The sequence below is a fragment of the Variovorax sp. P2_H12 genome (genome assembly GCF_056403395.1).
Map to the genome: position 1 here is coordinate 58,069 of NZ_JBFUFO010000028.1, position 21,387 is coordinate 79,455.

Genomic DNA, 21,387 nt, shown 5'->3' on the forward strand with positions numbered 1-21,387 from the left:
TTCAAAGGTCGAGCACCAGGAGCGGGGACAGGGCTCGCGAACAACATGGCGTGAACTGGTCGTTCGCCGCGCGCTCGGAATCGGTCAGGAAGGTGTCGCGGTGATCGGGGGTGCCTTCCAACACGCGCGTCAGGCAGGTCCCGCAAACGCCGGCTTCACAGGACGTCGGCACTTCCACGCCGTGCGCCACCAGCACCTCGATCACGGTCTTGCCGGCCGGCACCCGGCAGCTCAGGCCGGTGCTTGCAACGCGAACCTCGAAGCTCTCGTCGGTTGCCAATGCGGTGTCAACGCCGGCGAAGTATTCGCGATGCAGTTGCCCTTCGGGCCAGCCCTGCCGCCTGGCGGTCTCCAGCACATGGTCCATGAAGCCGGTCGGTCCGCACACGTAGAGGTGGGTGCCATCGGAAGGGTTGGCCAGCACGCGCTGCGCATCGAATCTCTGCTCGGGAATGTCGTCCGCATGGAGCGCCACGCGGCTCGCGAAGCCTGCCGCCCCGATCTCATCGAGAAAGGCCATCCGGTTCGCGGAACGGCCGCAGTAGTGCATCTCGAAAGGCCTGTCGTGGGCGTGCAGGGCGCGGGCCATTGCCAGGATCGGCGTCACCCCGATACCGCCTGCCAGCAGCAGGGTTCGCGGAGCCTCTGTCAAGGGGAAGTGGTTGCGCGGCGAACTCACGCGCAGGAGGTCGCCGGGCTGCACCCGCTCGTGCATGCCGGCTGATCCGCCACGTGACTGCGCCTCGCGCAACACCGCAATGCGATAGCGATTCCGCTCCGAAGGATCGTTGCTGAGGGAATACTGGCGTATCAGCGAAGGCGCCACGTGGACGTCGATGTGCGCGCCGGCCGAGAAAGCGGGCAACACGTCCCCGTCGACCGGCACGAGTTCGAAACTGCAGATGCCGTCTGCCTCTTCGACTCGCCGAGCTACACGAACCATCAGTTCATTCGTCATGGTGTTTCATCGCCTCTTGGCCGCAGTCGGCCGGCTGCCCTGTGAATCGCGTGCGCACGTAGTCCTGCGTGGAGACTTCCACCGCCGGCAGGTTCGCGTGAAGGCGGCGCAGCAATCCGAGCAGCACCTCCACTTCGTTGTCTTCCAGGACCGACAGGAAGGCGCGCTCGCGATCCAATGCCATGCCCATCATCTGGTCGTGCAGGTGGCGCCCCTTGGACGTGAGCGCCGCGAGGCGAAGCCGGCCGTCGGCACCGCCGAGCTCGGTGCGAATCAGCCCGCTTTCCTGCATGCTCTTGAAGCAGCGGCTGACCGAGCCCTTGTCCATTCCGATGACGGCCGACACCTGCTGCGCCGAGATCGCACCCTCGGTCGCCAGCAAGACGAGACAACGCCAGGTCTCGATGCCGACGTTGAAGGTCCCGAGGTAGTGCTGCGAGGCTCCGCGCGACAGCTTGTTGGCGATCCAGGTCAGATAGGCGGGAACGTAGCGCTCCAGGTTCACCGTGCGCGGCGCAGCGCTTGCCTGAGGCGCAGCGACGGTGTGGAGTGTGCGATCGGTCATGTTGCAACGCTCGGCAGCCGCTCAGTGCACGGCCATGCCGACCCAGCGCTCGAGCGTCTCCGGGTCGGCCAGCAGCGATGCGGCGTCGGCGTTGTGCACCACCGTCCCGTGGTCCAGGATGAGCGCACGCTCCGCGTAACCCAGCGCCTCGTCCACCTGCTGCTCGACGATGACGACGGCAATGCCGGTCTCCCGGCTCAGATTGCTGAAGGCTCGCAGCAACTCCTGCCGGATCAGCGGCGCGAGGCCCTCCAGGGGCTCGTCGAGCAGAAGCAGCGAGGGCCGGCCGAGCAGGGCCCGGGCGACCGAAAGCATCTGCTGCTCGCCACCCGACAGCTGGGTGCCTCCGTTGCGCCGACGCTCGGCGAGCCGCGGAAACAGGGCGTAGGCCTCGTCCAGCGCCCCGCGCGGCCGCCGCTTGAGGCCGGCCAACAGGTTTTCCTCGACGGTCAGCGATGGAAAGATGTCCCGTGTCTGAGGCACGTAGCCCAGGCCGAGGTCCGCACGCTGGTGCGGCGCAAGCGCCGAAATGTCATCCCCGCGGAACGTGATCCGGCCACTGCGAAGCGGCACCAGGCCCATGATGGCTCGCAGCGCCGTGGTCTTGCCCACGCCGTTGCGCCCGACCATCGCCAGGCGCGCCTGTTCCGCCATTTCGAAGGACAGGCCGTTCAATACGGTGGTGGGACCGTAACCCGCCACCACGCCCTCGAGCTTGAGCATCGATGTCGCCATGTTCAGTTTCCCAGGTAGGCTGCCCGCACCATGGGGTCGCGGCGGATGTCGTCGGGGGAGCCATCGGCCAGCACCGCGCCGTCGGCCAGCACCAGGATGCGGTTGGCAAATCGGAACACGAGGTCCATGTCGTGCTCGATGATGAGCACGGCCAGGTCTCGCGGCAGCGCGTCCAGTGCGGCGAGCAGGCGTGCGCCATCGCCCTTGGGAACACCGGCCATCGGCTCGTCCAGCAGCAGGACCTTGGGCCGCAACGCCAGTGCCAGCGCCATCTCGATCAGGCGCTGCTCGCCATACGCAAGGTCCTGCGTCGCGGTGCCTGCATGCGCATTCAAGCCGAAGCGAGAGAGGATCTCCCGTGCCTCCGCTTGCAGCGCGGGGTACGCATCGATGCTGCGCCACATCCCGCCGGTCAACCGCTCGCGCTCGAACAACGCGAGCTCGATCTGGCGCTGTACCGCGAAGTGCGGCGCCAGCGTCGTGATCTGGAAGGTGCGGGCCAGGCCGGCGCGCACCCGCTGGGCCTGGTTCAGTCGAGTGGCGTTCTCGCCGCGGAGCCAGATTTCGCCGGCGTCGGAGGCCAGGACGCCGCTCATTTGATTGACCAGCGTGGTCTTTCCCGCACCGTTGGGACCGATCAGCGCCATCCGGTCGCCGGCGCTCAGCGCAAACGACACGCCGCGCGTCACGTGGAGGCCACCGAAGCGCTTGTCCAGGGATTTGAGCTCGAGCAGGACGCTCATCGCACACCTCCGGCACGGCGACGCAACCAGGCCCAGGCCTTGGCCGGCGACACCAGGACGACCAGCATCAGCAAGGCGCCGACCACGAACAGCCAGTGGTAGGGATTGATGGAGGCCGCCGTGTGATGCAGCAGCGTGAACACTGCAGCGCCGACCAGCGCGCCGGTGAGCCGCCCTGCCCCGCCGAGGATGAGCATGACCAGTGCCTCGGCGGACAGCGCGAACGACAGGCTGTCCATGCCGACGACCGCATTGGTCTGCGCCGACAGCGCCCCGGCGGCACCGGCAACGGCGCCGGCGACGGTGTACAGGACCAGGAGCCGTGCGAACACCGGGGTGCCCAGCGCCGCCATCCGGGCGCGGTTCTCATGGATGCCGCGCACGGCGAGGCCGAACGGCGAATCGACCAGCCGGCGCGCGACGTAGAAGAGAACCACCAGCACGGCCAGCGCATAGAGGGCCGCGACCCGACCCTCGAGATCGAAGGCAAAGCGCCCCAGCACCGGCCCCATGACGAATCCGGACAAGCCGTCGTCGCCCCCCGTCCAGTCGCGCGCCTTTTGCGCCAGGTTCAGCAGGATCTGCGACACCGCGACCGTGAGCATCAGGAAGGTGAAGCCCTGATAGCGCAGCAGGAACGCGCCCGACAGCAGCGCCAGGCCCGCGCCGGCTGCGATGCCGACTGCCAGGCCGATCAAGGGATCGGGGTGGACCTGCAGCGCGAAGATGCCCGCGGCATAGGCGCCCATCCCGAACAAGGCGGCATGGCCCAGGGTCGCCAGGCCGGCAATGCCCACCACGAGGTCCAGGGACAGCACGAACAGCGCGGTGATGAAGATGCGTGTCAGCAGGCCCAGCTGCTCCGGCATCCAGGCGCAGGTCGACAAGCCGATCACCAGGAGCGCAGCGGGCGCGCGCCAGGCCGGCGCGCAGCGCGGGGCGGCGGCTTGCTGCGGCGGCACCGCGAGCGCCGGCGTTGTCGTCATGGTGTTCATCGTTTCAGCAGGCCATCGGGACGCCAGGCCAGCAGCGCGGCCATGGCAACAAAGAAGAAAAGGCTTCCCCATTCAGAGGCGAGATACTTGCTGGCGGTCTCGATGACGCCGAGCAGCACGGCGGCGACCAGCGAGCCGGTGATGCTGCCCATGCCACCCACCGCGACGACCACCAGGACCAGCACCAGGTACTTGAGGGCGTAGTAGGGCTCCAGCGGCATCAGCTCGGCGCCCAGAATGCCGCCCAGGCCCGCCAGGGCCGCCCCGGCGGCGAAGCTCGCGCATTGCACCGTCCGAATGGGAATGCCCAACGTCGAGGCGGTGCCACTGTGGTCGACGGCCGCACGCAGCCAGATGCCGAAGCGCGTGCGTGTGACCGTCCAGGCCGTCAAGGCGGCCACTGCGCAGCCGGCAGCGATGACCAGCAGGCGTTGGGTGGGCAGCGTGCGAAAGCCCAGGTCCACCGAGCCCGCCAGCAAAGGCGGCAGCGGGATCATCTGCACCTGGGGACCGACCAGCGCGTTGGTGGCGGCGATCAGAACGAAGCTCAGTCCGATCGTGAACAGCACCTGATCGAGTTCCTTGCGGCGGTACAGGTGACGCAGCACCAGCAGCTCGAGCACGGCGCCCAGCAAACCCGTCGCCAGGATCGCCGCGGGCACGGCAAGCCAGAAGCTCCATTGGGCTTCGCGGGTCAGGAGGGCGGCGCAGTAGCCGCCCACCATCGCGAAGGCGCCATGGCTCAGATTGACGAAGCGCATCAGACCCAGCGTCACCGACAGGCCGACGGCAATGACGAACAGCACCATGCCGTAGGCCAGCCCGTCGATCAGGATGTTGAGGAAAGTGTTCACGGGACGGAACTCAGGGAATGCGATGCGGACAGGAGTTCACTTCTCCAGGCCGAAGTCGGTCTGGGGTCCGAAGCTCTGTAGTTCCTTGTTGACCAGTTGGTCGCCCACCTTTTCCACCTTGCGCAGATAGACGTTCTGCACGATGTGACGCGTCTTGGGATCGATGTTCACGGGTCCACGGGGGCTTTCCCACTTGAGGGTGCGGGCGGCGGCGAGCGCCTTGGCACCGTCCTTCTTGCCGCCCGTCGCCTCGATCATCTTGTGGATGACGTACATGCCGTCCCAGGCGCCGACCGATGCGTAGTTGGCGACGGCGCTCGGATCCCGCTTCTTCAGCGCGTCGACGAATTTCTTGTTCTCGGGCGAGTCGTGTGCGCCTGAATAGTGGAAGGCCGTGGTCAGGCCCAGCGCGGCGGCACCGAATTTCTGCAGGTCGAACTCGTCGGTCTCGGCGCTTCCGAGGAACTGCACGCCGGCCTTGGCCAGCCCGTTCTCGTTGTAGGCCTTGACGAAGCCCAGGTTGGGTGGGCCGCCGGGGAGGAAGGTATAGACCGCTTGCGCACCGCTCGCCTTGATGCGCTGCACGAAGGGGCCGAAGTCGGTGGTGGCCATCGGCATGCGAATGCTCTCGACCACCGTCCCGCCCTGCTTGGTGAACTCGCTCTTGAAGGCCGTCTCGGCGTCGATGCCGGGCCCGTAGTCGGTGACGGCCGTGACGATCTTCTTCATGTTCTGCTTCGCCGCCCATTGCGCGGCCGGCACGGTGACCTGCCACAGCGTGTAGCTCGTGCGGACGAAGAACTCGGACTTCTCGGTGATGGCCGAGGTTGCGGCGTTAAAGATCACCGTCGGCGTCTGCGACTGCTGGATCAGCGGCGCCACCGCCATGGCATTGGGCGTGAACACGAACCCGCCCAGGTAGTCAACCTTGTCCTTGACGATCAACTCCTGAACCAGGGTCTTGGTCAGGCTTGGATTGGGTCCTCCGGTGTCCCGGTAGATGAACTCGATGTCCTTGCCGGCCAGTTTGCCGCCCTGGCTGGCGACATAGCTTTCCGCGGCAGCCTTGAACAGGGACCCGTAGTGCGCGAACGGCCCCGAAAAGGGTCCGATGATCCCGACCTTGACGGCTTGCGCCATGGCCTGGGGTGCGGCGAGCGACAGCCCTGCTGAGGCGAAGAGTGCACACGCAATGGCGCGACGGTTGAGTTTCATCGTGGTCTCCAGTTGTGGGTCTGCCTGTGCAGCGCCCGTGGTGCCTGCTCAGGCTGGGCGTGATTGTGATTGCTATCTCAACTAGTTGCAATGCCAACTAATTGGGGGTTTACCCTAGGACGCGTGGGGAGCGGCCCTGCGCAATCGTCGCGAATCCCGGCGACCACCCATTCCGCGGACGTGGTCGCCCGGCTGGAGCGCCAGCTCAGCACATCCTGCGATACGCAGCGCTATACCCAACGCTGGACGGCTTCGGCGGTGTCGCTCGGCTTGGTGTTGAAGCAAATTCGGGCCTGAGGGGCAGCTCGATGCACCACATTGACCAGTTGCTCGAAGAGAAGAAAGTAAGCGGGGATGGCCCGGATGCCCGCACCGATGACCACGCAGTCGAACGGTTTTTCGGAGAGCTTCCGGGCAACCGCGTCTGCAGCCGTTTCCCCGAGGTCTGTCAGGCAGAGTTCTGCTTCGTAGCCCAGAGCGGCAAGTCTTGCCTGGTCCGCCCCAAGCCCGGCCCGAACCATTTCTGCGTTCATGTCCGGCATCGTGCTGAAGTCGACCCGTTCCGGCTCCAACCCGATCACCAGCACCAGCGTCTTCTTCATTCGCGCTGGCCTAACTCTTCTTGGAGGTCTTCGCGAAGAACTGCGTCGGTTGGTGCTGAACGGCCTCACTGTCGCATTTGGGGCAACGCAAGCGCGCAGTTTCATGCTCAGCGACGTGTTCGATGTGCTCGAAAACCTCGCCGCACTTGGTGCAACGATACTGGTACGTAGGCATGGCACTTCTCCACCGCAGGGACGGAGGCAAGCGCCCGCCCCTAGCGTCTGATCCTACGACGATGGCGCCGCCTTGGAAACCCTTTTTCGGGCGTACCAAAATGGCGCCCGATGCGGTGAACCTCCAGATCTGAATTGAAATGAATCGACGACACCTTCTCATGCTGGCCGGCTTGCAGTCGGCCTTGACGCTTTCGGCCTGCGGCAAGCGCAAGCCTTCCGTTGCGGCGCTGAAATCCGATGCGCGTGTCCTGGCGCTGGGCGACAGCTTGACCATGGGCTATGGCGCCACGCCCGAGCAGGCCTGGCCAATGCGACTGGCGCAATTGACGGGCTGGCAGGTCGACAACGAGGGCGTCAGTGGCGACACCTCCGCCGGTGCGTTGCAGCGCCTGGAGGCATTGCTGGCAACGAACAGCTACGACGCGGTTCTGGTCGGCATCGGCGGCAACGACATGCTGCGCGGCATATCGCAGCAGACCACGTCGGACCACGTGGCGGCGATCGTGCGCAAGGCACTCGCGCACACGCCTTACGTGGCGGTGATCGCGACGCCCGCGCCCGAGCCGCTGCGCGCGACCGTCGGTTCCCTCAGCGATGCCGGCTTCTACGCAGTGGTGGCGAAGGCCGAGAAGGCGCTGCTGATTCCGGACGTGTACTCAGCCGTTCTGTCGGATGCGGCACTTCGATCGGACCGCATTCATGCGAATGCCCAGGGCTATGCGGTGGTGGCGCAGCAACTGGCCGACAAGCTGAAGGCGGCGGGCTGGCGCTGAGAGGGAAGGTCCATGTCGGGCCTATTTCTTCGCCGCGCCGCTGTCGAGGCCCAGGATCACGACCCTTGCATGCCTCGGCTTCGTGGGCCAGGCGACCATGGTGAAGCCATCGGCCACGGCAACTTTCTGTACGCCCTCGACGCTGTACGTGATCACGCCGCCCCCGATTCCGCCGCCGGTTCCGAGCGGCCCGCCCCAGAGCTTCTGTCCAGTGGAAGAGTCCAGCGCATAGAAGTTGCCGCCGAGGTCGGCGAAGAACACGAGGCCACCGGCCGTCGGCGTGATCGCTGCGACGACGGGATAGTTGGATTTGATGCGCCATTTCCAGACGCCGGTGTCGGCGTCGCTGGCGTAGATCCATCCAGCCCAATGTCCGTCGGTACGGTCTTCCTTGCCGAACATGTTGATCGGGTTGAGGGTTGCCATTCCGGTCCAGGGCTGGCCGACAGCCACCGACCGCAGCTTTTCGTCGGTCTTGATCCTCACGGTATCGCACCAGTCCACGGTGCCGGTGATGATGAGGTTCGTGGTCGGATCGAAGCCGGGCGTGTTCCATTCGGTGCCTCCGACCGGACCCGGACAGAAGTGAACGTCCTGGCCGACGGCGAACGCGCCCTCGGCATTCTCGATCGTCGTGACCGGCACGCGGTAGAGCAGCTTGTTGCCTGGGAGCTCGTAGCCGTAGAGGTGCCCATCCTTCGGTGCGAGCGACATGATCTGCTTGCCGCCCATCGTTTGATGCAGGATCGGCGGACTGGACACGTCCCAGTCATGCCAGTCCTTCTTCACGACCTTGAAGTTGTTCTTGTAGTCGCCCGTCTTGGCGTCGAGCACCACGACCGAATCCGTGAAAAGGTTGTCGCCCTCGCGCGCGCCGGAAGCGAAGTCGGGCGCGGGGTTGCCTCCCGGAACGTACAGCAGGCCGTTCTTCGTATCGAGCGTGTAGGAGGTCCAGGTCCCGCCGCCGCTGATGGGTATGCCTGGTGCGTTGTTCCAGGACTTCTCGTCGAGTGGCGACTTTCCCACCGGACCACGGACGACGTCGCCCTCGGTTTTGGGGACAAGGAAGAACTGCCAGACGACCTTGCCGGTCTTCGCGTCGAGGGCGTAGACCTTGCCCTTGCCGCCCTTGTAATCCCCGCCGGCATTGCCGACAAAGACGAGGCCCTCCCACGCGATCGGTGCCGACGGCACCGACTCGCCGCGTTTCGGGTCGCAGATCGTCGTCTCCCACGCCTGCTTGCCGGTCTTGAAATCGAAGGCGAGCACCCGGCAGTCCTGCGTGCCGCGAAACAGCAGGCCGTCCAGATGGGCGGCGCCACGGTTGGCAGGCAGCAGCCCGCCGGGATAGTCCAGGCGCGTGCGCCAGTTCTCGGCGCACGTGACCGGATCGATGGAGAAGATCTCGAACTCGGCGGTGCCGATCAATGCGTTGTTCACCATGATCAGGCCGGATTCGAAGGCGGTGAACATGCCGAGGTCGTACGTGCACTGGACTTTCAGGTTTCCGACATTCTTCGTGTTGATCTGGTCGAGCGGCGAGAAGCGCTGCGAGGTGGGTGTCCGGTTGTAGCTCGGCCAGTCGCCGGCCGCCGCGTTCGGCCATGCCGCGTCGGCGGGGGGCGCAGAGGACGCTGCGGCAGCGGGCGCCCTATAGGCAGGATTCGATTCGAGAGTCAACGTACCCGGCGGCGCAGTCAGCGACTTGAGAAAGTTGAGTCCCATGCCCCCGTAGGTCGTCATCGGCACCGGGAAGGCAACGTAGAGCGCCCCCGCGATTGCCGCGCCTGCAACAACCAGCACGCCGATGATGGTGAATGTCTTTTTCATGCTTCTAACCCGATGTAGGAGGGAAGACGATGTGGAGCTCGAGCACGTAGGAATCGAGGGCGATGGGCAGGTCGCATCGAGGGATCCTGGTCCTGCATGAAAGATTCTGGAAGGAGGGCCTCCGAATGCGCAATCCCGACAGCCACGTATGTCCACGTACGTGGCAAGCCCGTCCGAGAGCGCTGCGACACATGGCCTTCCTCAGCCACCCGCGCCGCGCGAGCTCTTCATTCGTCCGGCGACCGCTCGCTCCTTCGCGTACTCTTCGCGGCAGGCGTTCGCGTAGTCCTCCGGGCCGAGGTAGGCGATCTCCTGGTCGTACCTTGCCAGGTCTTCGCCGAACTGCGGGTCGAACAGGGCTTTCTTGAAGGCGCGATGCAGCACGTCCAGGGCGTCGACTGGCAATCCGCGCGGGCCGGCCAGGCCATAAGGCGACATCGCCACGATGTCGAAGCCAAGTTCGCGCAATGTCGGCACCTGCGGCCAGCGCCCGGAGCGCCGCGCCCCCAAGGTCGCGAGCAGCCGCAGGCGGCCCGCATCGACCTCCGGCGCGAAACCGGTGGAACTGACCCCCACCATCACCTGGCCCGACGCCACGCCCAGGGTCAGCTCCGAGGTGCCCTTGTATGGCACATGGATGTAGCTCAGCCCGCGCTCGGTGAACAGCGCCTCGAGCACCAGGTGCGGCGTGGTGCCGACGCCATTGGTGGCGATGCTCAACTCGCCCGGCCGTGCGCGTGCGAAGTCGAACAGCTGGTCGAGCGAGCGCAGCGGGCTGGCAGCGCGCACCAGCACCCCGAATGTGACGCCCGAAATCTGGATGATGGGCGTGACGTCTCGCACCGGATCCCACAGCACCTTTTGCATGAACGGAGCGCGAAAGACCGGCTGCGGCATCTGCGCAATGGTGTAGCCGTTGGCTTCGGCCTGCTGCAGGATCGGCATCGCCAGCGTGCCGCCGGCGCCGGGGCGGTTCGCCACCACCACGGGCTGGCCGAGCACCGGCGCGGCGAGTTCGGCCAGGAGCCTCAACGACAAGTCGGTCGCGCCACCCGCCGCCCATGGCACCCACAGCGTGATCGGCCGGGAGGGAAAGGCTACGGCTGCCAGCGCATGCGGCAGAGGTCCCGCAGTCAGCGCCAGCGCGGCCGCACGTCCCAGCCAGCGGCGGCGACCGACGTTCATGCCGCACCTCCACCGCGCTTCGTCAATCCACCAAAACCGCGCTGCGGGTCGTAGCCCCAGCAGGCCAGCACGAAGAAGACCGCCAGGCAACCGAGCACGATCCACGGCGCCTCGCCGGGGTCCTTGCCATACAACGCAAACCGGATCCATTCGACGGCGTGGGTGAACGGGTTGAAGCGGGCCAGCTGATAGACCCATCCGGCGCCCGACTCGCGCAGCTTCCACAGTGGGTAAAGCGCGGTGGACATGAAGTACATCGGAAAGATCACGAAGTTCATCGTGCCGGCAAAGTTCTCCAGCTGCTTGATGTACACCGACAGCAGCAGACCGAGCGCGCCCAGCATCAGCGCCCCGCAGACCAGCGCCAGCAAGGCATGCAACCCGCCCAGCGAGAGCAGCGGCAGGTCGGTGCCGACCAAGGTCGCGACGATCACGAAGGCAAGGGCCTGCAATACCGACAGCAGGGCCGTCGCGCAGAGCTTGCAAAACAGCAGCCATGCGCGCGGCAAGGGTGCGGTGAGCAGCAGCCGCATCAGACCCATCTCGCGGTCGTAGACCATCGCGAGCGACGACTGCATCCCGTTGAACAGCAGCACCATGCCCACCAGGCCCGGCGCGATGTAGACGTCATAGGGGATGTAGGTGTCGTAGGGCTCGACGATCGCGACGCCGAACACGTTGCGAAAGCCCGCCGCGAACACCGCCAGCCACAACAAGGGGCGCACCAGCGCCGACACCAGCCGGCCGGTCTGCTGCGAGAACTTGAGCAGTTCGCGCATGACGATCGCCTGCATGGCCTGCAGCGCATGCGCGACGCCGCGGCGCGGTGCAAGTTCCGCCGCGCCGGCTTCGACGGGGATCATCGCGTCGTCGTGCATCGCTTCTCCGGGGCGTCCGCGCCCAGTGTATCCAGCACATTGCCCGGGTGCAGCAGGCCATCGACCGGCGCCTGCGAAATCACGCCCTGGCCGTCGGTGAGCAGGACGGTCTGGCGCAACTGCCCATCCCAGGGACGAAAGGTGAGATTCGTGCCCTTGGAGCCATCGAGCGGCGTTCTGGCGAGCGCCTGCGCCCAACTGGCGGCGGGCCCTTTCGGTGCCGCGATGGCGGCCGCCACCAGCGCCTTGCCCGCCATCCACGCCGCCCAGTCGCTCGCGGCCATGGGCCGCCCGGCCGCCTTGGCGAAGCGGCGCGACACCTGCGGCGCGCCGTAGCGCTCGTACTGTGCATGCCAGGCCAGCGCCACCAGCCCCGTATCACCCACCACCGGGCGAGGCAACACGATCCGGTACGGCAAGCCGCGCGCAAATTCGCCGTCGCTGTCGACCACCCAGACGGCGTCGTAGGCGCTGCCGGCCGTCAGCAGCAGCGGATTGGCCAGGTCGCGCTCCCGCGGGTCGCCAGAAAGCTTGAAGGGCCGCATCGCGACCACCTGCAAGCCATAGCGCTTGATCGAAGCCTGCGCCGTGGCAGCGCGCAACTGGTCCTGCGCACTCGGACCCACGAGCAGCAGCAATTTGCTCCACTTGCGCGACACGAGCGTTTGCGCCAGTGCGTCGGCGCGCATGCGCTCGCTCGGAAGGATGTGGAACAGGTGGGCGCGGCAGTCCTGTTCGCGCAGGCGGTCGGCGGCCTCGCCGATGTTGATCACCGGCAGCTTCACGGCATCGACCACGGCCAGCGTCCAATCCGCGGGAAGATCCGTCACGAGCACGGCGGCGCCGGACTTTTCGGCCGCCTGCGCGGCCGCGCGTGCGGCCTCCGGCGAGCCGGCGGACTGCTTGGCCAGCGTGACGGCCGCATCGACGGAGTCGAGCTCGAACTGCCCTTCGTCCAGCGCGACCTGCAGGCCGTCACTCGCAGGGCCCTCAGGGTGGCCCAGGAAATGGCGCTCAACGCGCGACCGTTCGAGCCGCGCGTCGGGACCGGGCGAGATCAGCGTCGCCTTCAATGGCGTGACGGCACCCCTCGGCTGTCCGCTCGACGCTGACCCCGCAAGCAGCAGCGACACGCCGACGCAGCAGGCGCACCACTTCATTCGACCACCACCAGGCCGTAAGGCACGCGGCCGACGGGGATGCTCTTGATCGGCCTGGCCGCTGCGACATCGACCACGGTGACGTCGTCGCTCAAGCCGTTGACCACATACAGCCGGGCTTCGGCCTTGTCGAGCGTGACGTTCCACGCGCGCTTGCCGACCAGGACGAGATTCGTGACCTTTCGCTGCGGCACGTCGACGAACGCGACGTGGTTGGCCCTTCCCAGCGCCACGAAGGCGCGTTTGCCGTCGCGCGACATCTGGATGCCCACCGGCGTGATGTCTTCGCTGCGCGCGCCCTTGACTTCGAACTTCAGGCTGCCGACCACACTGCGGGTGGCCGTATCGATGATGCTGACGCTGGCGTCGAGTTCGTTGGTGACCCACAGTTCCTTGCCGTCGGGTGTGAAGGCCATGCGGCGCGGCCGCTTGCCGACCTTCACGTTCTTGACGATGGCACCTCTGGCGACGTCGATCACGTGCACGAGACTGGCGACTTCGGACGTCACGTACAGCGTCTTGCCGTCTGCGCTGACCTTCACGCCTTCGGGTTCCTTGCCGACTTTGATCGACTTAAGCACCTTGCCGTTCGCCGCGTCGATGAAGCTGACCGCACCGTCATCCTCGTTGGAGACATAGATGGTCTTGCCGTCCGGCGACAGGTCGAACGCCTCGGGCTCGCCGCCCAGCGGAATGCGACGCAGCGACTTGCCCGTCGCCGGGTCGATCAGATCGGCGACGTTCGACTCGCTGCAGGCGAGCATGATCAGGCGATCCGCCGTGAGCTGGATGTGCCGTCCCCGATTGCAGGTCGGGATGGTGCCCCTGACGCTGAGGATGGCCAGGTCGATCAGCGTGATCGCCTGGTCTTTCTCGCTCGACACGTAGGCGGTGCCTTGCGCCACCGCAGCCATGCCGACGCATACGCCCGACAGGGCCGCAACCGAACGAGCCACACGCTTCAGGACAGGGGCAACTTCATTCATATCGATGTCTCTCCTGTGTGATTCAGCTTTGCGTTCAACTCGTGCGCGCGATGAAGCCCGCTTCAAGCGTCGACTCCCCTAGCGCTTGCGTCACCTCGACGGGCGTGCCGTCGGCCAGGAGTTCTCCCTTGTGCAGCACCAGCACACGGTCGGCGCCCTCGGCCTCCTCCACCCGGTGCGTCGCCCACAGAACGCAGACACCACGCTCTTGCACGTTCGCATGCAGGGCAAGCATCAGGTCCTGGCGTGACTTGGGGTCCAGGCCGACCGTGGCTTCATCCATCAGCAGCACGGTGGGTCGATGCAGCAACGCGCGCACGAGTTCGACCTTGCGTCGATTGCCGCCGGACAGTTCACGCACCTTGCGATCGAGGTCGGCGTCGATGCCGAGCTGGGCACAGGCCGCCGCGATGCGGGCCGCCGCCAGCCGCCGCGGCAGGCCGTGCAGGTCGGCCTGGAAGAGCAGGTTCCGGCGGATGCTGAGATCCAGATCGAGCGACACCTGCTGGAACACGACGCCGATGTGGCGCAGCGCCGCCGTCGCGGACCGAGCGAGCGAATGACCGGCCACTTCGACCTCGCCCTCGTCGGCCGCAAACAGCCCGGTGAGCACCTGGAACAGCGTCGACTTGCCGGCGCCATTGGGCCCCAGCAGGGCCACGAACTGCCCTGCCGCCAGCGTGAGCGAAAGGCCCTTCAACGCCGTCCGCGCGCCGTAGCGCTTGGTCAGGCCGGTGGTCCGCAGCATGGTCGTCGATGGGAGCGCCTGTGGCATGAATCTTGGGACTGTGCTCAGGTGGGCGGTCGACGACGCAGGATGCGATTCACCAGGCTGCGGAGCACGAGGTAGGGCAAGACCGCGAGGACCACCGCGACCATGACGGCCTCCCCTGGATAGAACCAGCGCACCGAGATGAACTGGTAGACGCCGTCCATGACGAGTGCCACGATGAAGACCTTTCCGATGTGCTGCCAACCTTCGCGCACCAGGGACTTTCGTTGCGCGCGATCCCGCACGAGCGCCCACAGATAGAGAGGCCGCCCGTCTCGTGCGTCCTGCCTGCCGGCCCTGAAAGCGAAGAAGGCTGCAACTGCAGGCTGAAGGATGAAGCGAAAGGCCAGCGGCGCGTGCCGGCCGCTCGTGATGTCCGTCCAGGAGCGGACGAAGGCGTCGATGATGAGTTCCACGGTGAGCGGCTCCGCTGCGCTGGCCCTTTCGTCACCGGTAGCCGCCGCGGACCTTGCCGCGGAACACCCAGTAGACGCCGAAGGTGTAGATCGCGATCACCGGCAGTACCACCACGCCGCCGTAGAACAGGAACCGAAGCGACGCCTCCGGCGCCGCCGCACTGGCCACGGTGACCGCGTACGGCACCATGTAGGGCCAGAACATCACGCCGAGTGCCAGGTACGCCGCCGCGATGAACACCACGGTCAGCGCGTACGCGACGCCATCGCGGCGCGCGCGAGCGCCCGCCACCACGCCGACCAATGAGGCGGTTGCCACCGCAACGAAAGCCCATCCCCAGGGCCGATCCTTGAGATGGCTCTGGGCGATGGCGCCAGCGTCGACCGTCAATGACACGGCGAACGCGAGGCCGAGCACCAGGAAGACAGCTGCCGCAAGCCATGGGATGCGACGATAGGCCCAGTCGCGCAGATCGCCTTCGCTCTTGAGCACGATCCAGCCCGCGCCCAGCAGCGCGTAGCCGAAGACGAGGCCGATGCCGGTCAGCACCGAGAACGGATGCAGCCATTCGAACGAGGTGCCGGCGTACTGGTCGTTCGCCACCGGAAGGCCGCGCATCAATGCGCCCACGGCGGCGCCCTGCACGAAGGCCACCACCGTCGACCCGAGAAAGAACCCCGCATCCCACAGCCAACGCGTCTTCACGCTGCGATAGCGGAACTCGAAGGCAACGCCGCGAAAGATGAGGCCGACGAGCAGCAGCAGGACGGGCAGGTAGAACGCGCCCAGGAACACCGCATACACCACCGGGAAGGTCGCGAACAGGCTGGCGCCGATGATCACCAGCCAGGTCTCGTTGCCGTCCCAGAACGGCGCGATGGTGCCCATCATGTTCAGGCGATGGTTCTCCTCGCGCGTGGTGCCGTAGAGGATGCCGACGCCGAGGTCGAAGCCATCCAGGATCACGTAGACCAGGATCGAGATGGCGATGACCGCCGCCCAGAACAGCGCCAGGTCGCTGGGCACGGCCGGGCTCACTGCGTGCCTCCGGATCCGCCAATGGGCGGGGCGTCCGTGCGCGCGCCGACGGCCAGCGGCCGGCTGCCGGTGACGTTGGCCGTGGCTTGCGTCTTGGCACGCGGTCCCTGGCGCAACAGCTTGTAGATGTAGTAGATGCCGAAGGAAATGAAGAGCCAGTACACCACCACGTAGATGATCAGCGAGGTCAGCACGTCAGCCGTGGTCAGGGAGGGCGTGACCGCGTCCTTGGTCCGCAGGAGCCCGTAGACCACCCAGGGCTGGCGTCCGATCTCGGCGGTGTACCAGCCGGTGAGGATGGCCACGAAGCCGGTCGGGAAGGCCGCCAAGGTGCACCAGAGAAACCAGCGCGACGACTCCAGCTTGCCGCGCCATCGCAGCAAATTGCCGAGCCACGAGACGGCCAGCATGATGAGGCCCATGCCGACCATCAGCCGGAAGGTCCAGAAGGGAATCAGCACCGGCGGCCAGTCTTCGCGAGGAAAGGACTCGAGGCCGCGCTCGGCGGCGGTGAGGTTGCCCGATGCGATCAAGCTGCCCAGCTTGGGCACCGTGATGGCGTAGAGGTTGCGCTGGTTCGCCTCGTCGGGGATGGCGACCAGGACTTCGCTGGCCGGCTGCTCGTTCTTCCAGCGCGCCTCGATCGCGGCGAACTTGGCGGGCTGGTGCTCGAGCACGTACAGGCCCGTCAGATGCCCGAAGAACAGCTGGACCGGGATCAGGACCGCGGCCAGCCCCAATCCCCAGTGCAGCATCATCCGGCCTTCATCGAAGTGCACCCGGCGAAGCAGATACCAGGCTCCGGTGGCCGACACGCACATCGCGGTCGTCAGCAAGGCGGCCAGCAGCATGTGCGGCCAGCGCACCATCTGCACCGGCCCCAGCACGATCTGCATCCAGTCGGTCGGAATGATCTTGCCGTCCACCACCGCGTGGCCCAGCGGCACCTGCATCCAGCTGTTGTTGGCCAGGATCCAGAACGACGAGAACATCGTGCCCAGCGACACCATGCAGCAGGAGAAGAAATAGAAACGCGGCGACACCCGGTCGCGCCCGAGCAGCATCACGCCGAAGAAGGTCGCCTCGAGCATGAAGGCCGTGAAGCCCTCGTAGCCGAGCAACGGGCCCTGGATCGCGCCGGTCTTCACGGCCAGCACGCCCCAGTTGGTGCCGAACTGGAAGGCCATCACGATGCCCGTGACCACACCCATGCCGAAGGAGACGGCGAAGATCGGCAGCCAGAAGTCGAACACCCTGCGATAGAGCAGGTTGCCCGTCGCCAGCCGCGCGCCCTCGATCGTGGCCAGCCACGCCGCCAGTCCGATCGTGAACGCGGGGAAGATGATGTGGAAGCTGATCACGAACCCGAACTGGATTCGCGACAGCATGACCGGATCGAGGTCCATGGCGACGCGGCGGCTACGGCATCAGCTTGTTGACGACGGCGCGCTCGAGGGCGTGCCGGGCGTAAGGCGGATAGCGCACGCCGGGGTCGACGGCGCTGCTGTGGTGGAGCACGCCGCGCGCATTGGTGAAGGCCTCGAAGCCCCAGCGGCCATGGTATTTGCCCATGCCGGAATTGCCCACGCCGCCGAACGGCAACTCGGGAAAGAGCGGATGGATGGCGCAGTCATTGACTTCGGCATCGCCGGAGCGCGTGGACGACAGGATCCTGTCCACCACGTCCCTGTCCTCGGCGAAGATGTAGAGGCCCAGCGGACTCGGCCGGCTGTTGACCCACTGGACGACCGCGTCGACCGACCCGATCTCGAGCACCGGCAGGATGGGGCCGAAGATCTCTTCCTTCATGATCGGCGAATCCACCGCTACGTCCACCAGCACGGTCGGCGCGATGTAGAGCGCGTCGGCATCGGTCTGGCCGCCGGCGACGGCCCGGCCGCTGCCGAGCAGCGCGGCCAGCCGATCGAAGTTGCGACGGTTGATCACCCGTCCGTAGTCCGGGCTCTGCTTCGGGTCGTCGCCATAGAACTCGCGGATCGTGTCCTTCAGGTGCTGCACGAATTCGTCCTTCACCTCCGGCCATGCCAGCACGTGGTCGGGCGCGGTGCAGATGTGGCCGGAGTTCAGGTAGCGCCCATACGCGATGCGCCGCGCGGCCGCCTTGAGGTTGGCCGACGAATGGACGATGGTCGGGTTCTTGCCGCCGAGTTCGAGCACGCACGGCGTCAGGTTCTTCGCGGCCGCCTGGTGCACGATCTTGCCGACCGGCGGACTGCCCGTGAAGAAGATCATGTCCCACTGCTGTGCCAGCAGGGCCGTGGTCTCGGGCACGGCGCCCTCGACGACCGCGACCGCACGCGGATCGAAGTACTCGGGCACCAGCCGCGCCGCCGCGGCGGCGCAATGGGCCGCGACCTCCGAAGGTTTCAGGACGGCGGTGTTGCCCGCGGCCAGAGCCGCCACCAACGGCCCGAACACCAGCATGAAGGGCTCGTTCCAGGCACCGATGATCAGCGCCACGCCCAGCGGGTCGCGATTCACCCGGACGTAGCCCGGCTCGAACACCAGCGGCATCGGCTCGTGCAAGGGTTTCATCCACGCGTCGATGTGCTCGAGCGCGTAGGCGGCCTCCTTGGCGCAGTAGTCGACGTCCATCAGGTCGGCATCGTTGACGTTGCGACGCAGGTCTTTCCAGAGCGCGTCGCACAACGCGTCGTGATGGTCGGTGAACATGGCCCGGACGGACTCGAGCTGGGACTTTCTCCACGCGACCGGGCGCGTATGGCCTTCCAGGAAGAACGCCCGCTGGCTGGCGACGAGGGCGGCGTAGTCGGGCAGGGACATGATGGATGGACCTCGTGCTTTCAGAAGGGGGGCAAGGAGCCGTCGCAGTCGAAATCAGCCATGAGAGTCCTCTTGTGGACCGAAACGGAGCGAATGATGGCCTTGAGCGCGCGCGTTTGCCATCCCTGCGGCCACGTACGTGGCGTGGCACACGCTGGAGCGCAGACGCGAGTTCATTTCGGATCCGATCGCGCCCGACGCACCGCGGCGCGCAGTTCGCGCACGCTGACCGGCCGCTCCAGGAAATCGGTCGCCTCGAGTCGCGCGATGTCGACCGCCGTGCGAAACGCCGTGTGCGGGCCCAGGACGATCACGGGCAGCGCGATCCCCCGCTGCCTCAACTCGCGCACCAGCCTGAGGGTTGCGGCCCCGTCGACATCGGCCGACGCAATCAGGCATTGGCCCGGGCCACTCGGCGAGCGGGCCAGCAACGCCTCGCCGTCGTCCACGAAGACCACGGCATCGACGCTTCGCCCGAGCGTCGATTCGATCCAGGCGCGCTCATCCGCCTTGAAACCGACGACGTAGACGGTGGTGGACATGGCTTCGGCGTCTCCCACTGCGTTGGGGGGTGCCGGTTCTTCCGCAGTGTCGGGCTTGCGCAGCGATCCGCACGCGATGCGGCCGAGGCGTTCAACACCACGCGCAACGCCTTCAAGCCGCCTCCGTTCACCTGCGTCGAACCGGTCCTCTATGGTGCGACCATCCGGGCGATGCGACCATCCCGGCGACCACGCAGCACCACGTACGTGGGAGGCCGGCCCGGGACGCGAACACCTGCTCGGCCGCCGCATGCGCCGTCGGCTTGCGGCTAGCGACGGAATCCGACGAATGCGGGGCCGCCCCAGCCGCCCCAGCCGCCCCAGTCCATGGCATTCATCTCGTTCATCTGGGCGGCCTCGAGATTGTTGTTGCTGAGCTGCTTGGCGACGCGCAGCCGCTGGTAGTCCTGGTACTGGGGCAGTCCGCCGACATAGGCGAGGTTGTTCATCGAATCCGGCAGGACGTAGTAGGTGGCGCCCTGGTAGGTGACGGGCGATACCTTGTCCTTGGGGAGCTTCGCGAGCATGGCCTGCTGGTCCGGCTTCGTGGGCGTGATGACCTTGAAGCCGGCGGCAATGGCAAGATTGTCATTGCTGAGCGCCGTGTTGCTGGTGGCACAGCCGGCGATCAGCACGAACGAAGCCGCGACGGTCAGGTATTTCAATGCGTCGAATCGTTGAGTCATGGTCGTTTACCCAGTGAGTAATCCTGAGATGGTCGGCCGGCCCACGCGCCGGCGTCAATCCCGGCAACTACTCAAACCACGTACGTGGACGCGCCGCGCCGACGAGCACGTACGTGGCCACACAGGGGCCGCGGCTGGCGAAAGCGCGCTCCAATGGGTCCGGGTGCATGGCCGCACTTCCCCACCGGAGAGACGTCATGTCGTTCATCGAGATCGTTCAGCGGGCCATCGACCTCCTGCCCGTGCTCGCCCGCTTCGCCATCATGATGGCGCTGATCCTCGCCATTCCGCGCATCTCGCGGGTCCTTCGCATTCCGACGGTCGTGGGATTGCTGTTGAGCGGCGTGCTGCTCGGGCCGCACATGCTCGATGTCTTCCCGCGCGAGCATCCGGTCGCCGAATTCTTCTCCGAGCTCGGCATGCTGCTGCTGATGTTCTTCGCCGGCTGGGAAATCGATCTGGACCTGTTCCGGCAGAAGATCTTCCGCTCGATCGTGTTCGGCGTGGCCACGACCGCCCTGCCGCTGCTTCTCGGCACGCTGGTCTCCCTGTGGCTCGGCTACGCGGTGCTGCCGGCGATCGTCATCGGGTCGCTGCTCGCCTCGCACACGCTGCTGGCGCTGCCGATCGTCACCAGCCTGGGCGTGCAACGCCAGGAAGCCATCGTGGTCGCGGTCGGCGCGACGATGATGTCGGACACCCTGTCGCTGCTCGTGTTCGCGGTCTGCGTGCCGATGTTCGTCAGCGGCTTCTCGGCGTCGGCGCTGATCCTGCAGGTCGCCGAGATCGTGGCGTTCGTCGTCTTCGTGCTCGCCGGCTTGAGCCGCGCGGCCGGCTACATCCTGAAGAAGGTGGAGAACGACGAGGAGACGTACTTCGTCCTGATGCTCGGCATTCTGGCGCTGACCGCGCTGCTCGCCCAGTACATCAACCTGCCGGGCATCGTCGGCACGTTCATGGCGGGGCTCGCGGTCAACGCGGCCGTGAAGGACAAGCCCGCCAAGTCCAAGCTGGAATTCATGGGCACCACGCTGTTCATTCCGGTCTTCTTCGTCGTCACCGGCTTCCTGATCGATCCGTTCGCGCTCGCGCGCAGCCTGTCGGCGGACGCCCTGCTGGCCGTCGGGATCATCGGGGCCCTGCTCGTGGGCAAGTGGATCGCCGCGGAATCCTGCGGGCGGGCCTTCGGCTATGCGCCCGCCGCGCGCAGGACCCAGTGGGCGCTGACCCTGCCCCAGGTCGCCGCAACGCTCGCGGCCGCCCTGGTGGCGACCAAGACCTTCAACGCCGCGGGGCAGCCCTTGCTCGACGCGCGGATGTTCAACGGCGTCCTGCTCATGGTTCTGGCCACCTCCATTCTCGGGCCGCTGCTCGTGCAACGGTTCGCGCCAGCCATGCGGACCGGGCGTGACGACTCCCGCCCCGGCGGCGCCGGCACCCGCGACCGGTCATCCGGCACCTGAGGCCCGAG

23 protein-coding genes are annotated in these 21,387 nt (G+C 66.5%); 2 read left to right on the top strand and 21 right to left on the bottom strand.

All coding sequences use genetic code 11. From position 1 onward, the window contains the following. Position 1: 1 nt before the first annotated feature. The 9 genes from AC1DYK_RS21765 to AC1DYK_RS21805 form a co-directional block, all read right to left on the bottom strand. The gene (locus tag AC1DYK_RS21765) at positions 2-958 is read right to left on the bottom strand and encodes a PDR/VanB family oxidoreductase (RefSeq protein ID WP_478168207.1); all 957 of its coding nucleotides are present in this window, start codon (positions 956-958) and stop codon (positions 2-4) included. Further along, positions 948-1,523: a MarR family winged helix-turn-helix transcriptional regulator gene (locus tag AC1DYK_RS21770; RefSeq protein WP_478168208.1), complete on the bottom strand. Its 576-nt coding sequence runs from the start codon at positions 1,521-1,523 to the stop codon at positions 948-950. The genes AC1DYK_RS21765 and AC1DYK_RS21770 overlap by 11 nt, the downstream gene beginning before the upstream one ends. A gap of 21 nt (positions 1,524-1,544) precedes the next feature. After that, the gene (locus AC1DYK_RS21775) at positions 1,545-2,258 is read right to left on the bottom strand and encodes an ABC transporter ATP-binding protein (RefSeq protein ID WP_478168209.1); all 714 of its coding nucleotides are present in this window, start codon (positions 2,256-2,258) and stop codon (positions 1,545-1,547) included. A gap of 2 nt (positions 2,259-2,260) precedes the next feature. Further along, positions 2,261-3,001 carry an ABC transporter ATP-binding protein gene (locus tag AC1DYK_RS21780; protein WP_478168210.1) on the bottom strand — a complete coding sequence of 247 codons (741 nt, stop codon included), beginning with the start codon at positions 2,999-3,001 and terminating at the stop codon, positions 2,261-2,263. After that, a complete protein-coding gene (locus AC1DYK_RS21785; protein WP_478090517.1) occupies positions 2,998-3,987 on the bottom strand; it encodes a branched-chain amino acid ABC transporter permease in 990 nt (329 codons plus the stop codon). The genes AC1DYK_RS21780 and AC1DYK_RS21785 overlap by 4 nt, the downstream gene beginning before the upstream one ends. Positions 3,988-3,992: 5 nt before the next feature. Next, the gene (locus tag AC1DYK_RS21790; protein WP_478168211.1) at positions 3,993-4,850 is read right to left on the bottom strand and encodes a branched-chain amino acid ABC transporter permease; all 858 of its coding nucleotides are present in this window, start codon (positions 4,848-4,850) and stop codon (positions 3,993-3,995) included. 36 nt (positions 4,851-4,886) lie between these two features. After that, entirely contained in the window at positions 4,887-6,065 is a 1,179-nt protein-coding gene (locus tag AC1DYK_RS21795; protein ID WP_478168212.1) for an ABC transporter substrate-binding protein, read from the bottom strand. A gap of 230 nt (positions 6,066-6,295) precedes the next feature. Beyond that, positions 6,296-6,667: a hypothetical protein gene (locus AC1DYK_RS21800; protein ID WP_478168213.1), complete on the bottom strand. Its 372-nt coding sequence runs from the start codon at positions 6,665-6,667 to the stop codon at positions 6,296-6,298. Between the two features lie 10 nt (positions 6,668-6,677). Next, positions 6,678-7,004: an FmdB family zinc ribbon protein gene (locus tag AC1DYK_RS21805; RefSeq protein ID WP_478168214.1), complete on the bottom strand. Its 327-nt coding sequence runs from the start codon at positions 7,002-7,004 to the stop codon at positions 6,678-6,680. On the opposite strand from AC1DYK_RS21805, the gene AC1DYK_RS21810 reads away from it, so the two are divergent. Beyond that, on the top strand, positions 6,982-7,617 hold the full coding sequence (locus tag AC1DYK_RS21810) for a GDSL-type esterase/lipase family protein (RefSeq protein WP_478168215.1): 636 nt from the start codon (positions 6,982-6,984) through the stop codon (positions 7,615-7,617). The genes AC1DYK_RS21805 and AC1DYK_RS21810 overlap by 23 nt on opposite strands. A gap of 21 nt (positions 7,618-7,638) precedes the next feature. On the opposite strand, the gene AC1DYK_RS21815 is transcribed toward AC1DYK_RS21810, so the two are convergent. The 12 genes from AC1DYK_RS21815 to AC1DYK_RS21870 form a co-directional block, all read right to left on the bottom strand. Further along, the gene (locus AC1DYK_RS21815; protein ID WP_478168216.1) at positions 7,639-9,603 is read right to left on the bottom strand and encodes an outer membrane protein assembly factor BamB family protein; all 1,965 of its coding nucleotides are present in this window, start codon (positions 9,601-9,603) and stop codon (positions 7,639-7,641) included. Positions 9,604-9,648: 45 nt separating this feature from the next. After that, positions 9,649-10,632, bottom strand: coding sequence for a Bug family tripartite tricarboxylate transporter substrate binding protein (locus AC1DYK_RS21820; RefSeq protein ID WP_478168217.1), 984 nt, complete (start codon positions 10,630-10,632; stop codon positions 9,649-9,651). After that, entirely contained in the window at positions 10,629-11,495 is an 867-nt protein-coding gene (locus AC1DYK_RS21825; protein ID WP_478168234.1) for an ABC transporter permease, read from the bottom strand. Before AC1DYK_RS21825 ends, AC1DYK_RS21820 begins: the two co-directional genes overlap by 4 nt. Beyond that, positions 11,492-12,670 carry a type 1 periplasmic-binding domain-containing protein gene (locus AC1DYK_RS21830; RefSeq protein ID WP_478168218.1) on the bottom strand — a complete coding sequence of 393 codons (1,179 nt, stop codon included), beginning with the start codon at positions 12,668-12,670 and terminating at the stop codon, positions 11,492-11,494. Before AC1DYK_RS21830 ends, AC1DYK_RS21825 begins: the two co-directional genes overlap by 4 nt. Continuing rightward, on the bottom strand, positions 12,667-13,656 hold the full coding sequence (locus tag AC1DYK_RS21835) for a PQQ-dependent catabolism-associated beta-propeller protein (protein WP_478168219.1): 990 nt from the start codon (positions 13,654-13,656) through the stop codon (positions 12,667-12,669). Before AC1DYK_RS21835 ends, AC1DYK_RS21830 begins: the two co-directional genes overlap by 4 nt. A 34-nt stretch (positions 13,657-13,690) precedes the next feature. After that, on the bottom strand, positions 13,691-14,404 hold the full coding sequence (locus tag AC1DYK_RS21840; RefSeq protein ID WP_478168235.1) for an ATP-binding cassette domain-containing protein: 714 nt from the start codon (positions 14,402-14,404) through the stop codon (positions 13,691-13,693). 44 nt (positions 14,405-14,448) lie between these two features. Continuing rightward, positions 14,449-14,844, bottom strand: a complete 396-nt coding sequence (locus AC1DYK_RS21845) for a hypothetical protein (RefSeq protein WP_478168220.1) — start codon at positions 14,842-14,844, stop codon at positions 14,449-14,451. A 31-nt stretch (positions 14,845-14,875) separates the two neighbouring features. Continuing rightward, positions 14,876-15,883, bottom strand: coding sequence for a cytochrome d ubiquinol oxidase subunit II (cydB, locus tag AC1DYK_RS21850; protein ID WP_478168221.1), 1,008 nt, complete (start codon positions 15,881-15,883; stop codon positions 14,876-14,878). Then, positions 15,880-17,271 carry a cytochrome ubiquinol oxidase subunit I gene (locus tag AC1DYK_RS21855; protein WP_478168222.1) on the bottom strand — a complete coding sequence of 464 codons (1,392 nt, stop codon included), beginning with the start codon at positions 17,269-17,271 and terminating at the stop codon, positions 15,880-15,882. The genes cydB and AC1DYK_RS21855 overlap by 4 nt, the downstream gene beginning before the upstream one ends. A gap of 31 nt (positions 17,272-17,302) precedes the next feature. Beyond that, positions 17,303-18,688 carry an aldehyde dehydrogenase family protein gene (locus AC1DYK_RS21860; RefSeq protein WP_478168223.1) on the bottom strand — a complete coding sequence of 462 codons (1,386 nt, stop codon included), beginning with the start codon at positions 18,686-18,688 and terminating at the stop codon, positions 17,303-17,305. A gap of 173 nt (positions 18,689-18,861) precedes the next feature. After that, positions 18,862-19,230 (bottom strand): response regulator, encoded by a 369-nt coding sequence (locus AC1DYK_RS21865; RefSeq protein WP_478168224.1) that lies wholly within the window; start codon positions 19,228-19,230, stop codon positions 18,862-18,864. A 269-nt stretch (positions 19,231-19,499) separates the two neighbouring features. Beyond that, a complete protein-coding gene (locus AC1DYK_RS21870; protein WP_478168225.1) occupies positions 19,500-19,916 on the bottom strand; it encodes a hypothetical protein in 417 nt (138 codons plus the stop codon). A 197-nt stretch (positions 19,917-20,113) separates the two neighbouring features. Here AC1DYK_RS21870 and AC1DYK_RS21875 point away from each other — a divergent pair, with 197 nt between their 5' ends. Next, the gene (locus AC1DYK_RS21875; protein ID WP_478168226.1) at positions 20,114-21,379 is read left to right on the top strand and encodes a cation:proton antiporter; all 1,266 of its coding nucleotides are present in this window, start codon (positions 20,114-20,116) and stop codon (positions 21,377-21,379) included. Positions 21,380-21,387: the final 8 nt, after the last annotated feature.